Annotated in this window: 14 tRNA genes and 1 rRNA gene; all 15 read left to right on the top strand. The window is 50.5% G+C overall.

Annotated elements, in window-relative coordinates:
- Positions 1-36 precede the first annotated feature (36 nt).
- The 15 genes from rrf to BFM98_RS20625 all read left to right on the top strand — a co-directional run bounded on the left by rrf (position 37) and on the right by BFM98_RS20625 (position 1,471).
- Positions 37-152 (top strand): 5S ribosomal RNA (gene rrf, locus BFM98_RS20695).
- A gap of 10 nt (positions 153-162) precedes the next feature.
- Positions 163-238, top strand: a tRNA-Val gene (locus tag BFM98_RS20690).
- 3 nt (positions 239-241) lie between these two features.
- Positions 242-317 (top strand) — tRNA-Thr (locus BFM98_RS20685).
- A 7-nt stretch (positions 318-324) separates the two neighbouring features.
- Positions 325-400: transfer RNA gene (locus BFM98_RS20680), tRNA-Lys, on the top strand.
- Positions 401-417: 17 nt separating this feature from the next.
- A tRNA-Leu gene (locus BFM98_RS20675) sits at positions 418-502 on the top strand.
- A gap of 36 nt (positions 503-538) precedes the next feature.
- Positions 539-613: transfer RNA gene (locus tag BFM98_RS20670), tRNA-Gly, on the top strand.
- A gap of 5 nt (positions 614-618) precedes the next feature.
- Positions 619-707: transfer RNA gene (locus BFM98_RS20665), tRNA-Leu, on the top strand.
- Between the two features lie 8 nt (positions 708-715).
- Positions 716-792 (top strand) — tRNA-Arg (locus tag BFM98_RS20660).
- Between the two features lie 9 nt (positions 793-801).
- A tRNA-Pro gene (locus tag BFM98_RS20655) sits at positions 802-878 on the top strand.
- A 16-nt stretch (positions 879-894) separates the two neighbouring features.
- Positions 895-970 (top strand) — tRNA-Ala (locus BFM98_RS20650).
- Positions 971-998: 28 nt separating this feature from the next.
- Positions 999-1,072 (top strand) — tRNA-Met (locus BFM98_RS20645).
- Positions 1,073-1,079: 7 nt separating this feature from the next.
- Positions 1,080-1,156, top strand: a tRNA-Ile gene (locus BFM98_RS20640).
- A 15-nt stretch (positions 1,157-1,171) separates the two neighbouring features.
- A tRNA-Ser gene (locus BFM98_RS20635) sits at positions 1,172-1,264 on the top strand.
- A gap of 53 nt (positions 1,265-1,317) precedes the next feature.
- Positions 1,318-1,392 (top strand) — tRNA-Met (locus tag BFM98_RS20630).
- Between the two features lie 3 nt (positions 1,393-1,395).
- Positions 1,396-1,471, top strand: a tRNA-Asp gene (locus tag BFM98_RS20625).
- The last annotated feature ends 275 nt before the right edge of the window (positions 1,472-1,746 follow it).

The following is a 1,746-nucleotide window of genomic DNA, read 5'->3' as shown; positions in this document are numbered from 1 at the left end:
GTTTTGAAAGAATAAATCTTTCAATTAAATACAAAGTCTAGTGATGATGGCAAAGAGGTCACACCCGTTCCCATACCGAACACGGAAGTTAAGCTCTTTAGCGCCGATGGTAGTTGGGGGCTTCCCCCTGTGAGAGTAGGACGTCGCTAGGCATAATACCCAGGAGGATTAGCTCAGCTGGGAGAGCATCTGCCTTACAAGCAGAGGGTCGGCGGTTCGAGCCCGTCATCCTCCACCATATGCCGGTTTAGCTCAGCAGGTAGAGCAACTGACTTGTAATCAGTAGGTCGTGGGTTCGATTCCTATAGCCGGCACCATTTTTTCGAGCCATTAGCTCAGTTGGTAGAGCATCTGACTTTTAATCAGAGGGTCGAAGGTTCGAGTCCTTCATGGCTCACCATTTATAAATAATAATAAGCGGGTGTGGCGGAATTGGCAGACGCACTAGACTTAGGATCTAGCGCCGCAAGGCGTGGGGGTTCGACTCCCTTCACCCGCACCATTATTTTCATTGCCAGATAAAAAAGCTTATGCACATGCGGAAGTAGTTCAGTGGTAGAACACCACCTTGCCAAGGTGGGGGTCGCGAGTTCGAACCTCGTCTTCCGCTCCAAATGTGCCGGGGTGGCGGAACTGGCAGACGCACAGGACTTAAAATCCTGCGGTAGGTGACTACCGTACCGGTTCGATTCCGGTCCTCGGCACCATTTTAAATGCGCCCGTAGCTCAATTGGATAGAGCGTCTGACTACGGATCAGAAGGTTATGGGTTCGACTCCTGTCGGGCGCGCCAAAAGAACAACGGGAAGTAGCTCAGCTTGGTAGAGCACTTGGTTTGGGACCAAGGGGTCGCAGGTTCGAATCCTGTCTTCCCGACCATTTCCAAAAAGATTATGGGGCCTTAGCTCAGCTGGGAGAGCGCCTGCCTTGCACGCAGGAGGTCAGCGGTTCGATCCCGCTAGGCTCCACCATAAGTAAATTAACCAGTATAAAGATCCTGGCGGCGTAGCTCAGCTGGCTAGAGCGTACGGTTCATACCCGTAAGGTCGGGGGTTCGATCCCCTCTGCCGCCATCTTAAAGGACCTTTAGCTCAGTTGGTTAGAGCAGACGGCTCATAACCGTCCGGTCGCAGGTTCGAGTCCTGCAAGGTCCACCATTTATATATTGTAACGGAGGTATACCCAAGTCTGGCTGAAGGGATCGGTCTTGAAAACCGACAGGCGGGTAACACCGCGCGGGGGTTCGAATCCCTCTACCTCCTCCAGTTTTAAATTTTTATAAATGGTGCTTTAAAAACTCGAAACAACATAAAATTATCGCGGGGTGGAGCAGTGGTAGCTCGTCGGGCTCATAACCCGAAGGTCGTTGGTTCAAATCCGGCCCCCGCAACCAAAAGGTCCCGTGGTGTAGCGGTTAACATGCCTGCCTGTCACGCAGGAGATCGCCGGTTCGATCCCGGTCGGGACCGCCATTTTTAAAATAAAAGTCATGAGAAGCAAAAAAGTGAGCAAGCTTAGCATGGACGAAATGGGTCAGTAGCTCAGTTGGTAGAGCATTAGATTGACGTATGTCTCTTATACACATCTGACGCTGCCGACGTTCTTACGCGTTTTCTCTTTCCAGCAGAATTTTCAAAACCAACGTTTACTTCTGCTCCCTACGTTTTTCCAATCCAGTATTCCTCAGCGTATTTCATGGGTTCTGGCTAGTCCAATGTTTTTAACACTAGTCTTACCCTTTCTGATT

Source organism: Lysinibacillus sp. AR18-8 (assembly GCF_001705465.1).
Taxonomy (GTDB): domain Bacteria; phylum Bacillota; class Bacilli; order Bacillales_A; family Planococcaceae; genus Lysinibacillus; species Lysinibacillus capsici.
Note: the sequence above shows the minus strand (reverse complement) of the source record. Positions and strands in the feature narration are given on the sequence as shown.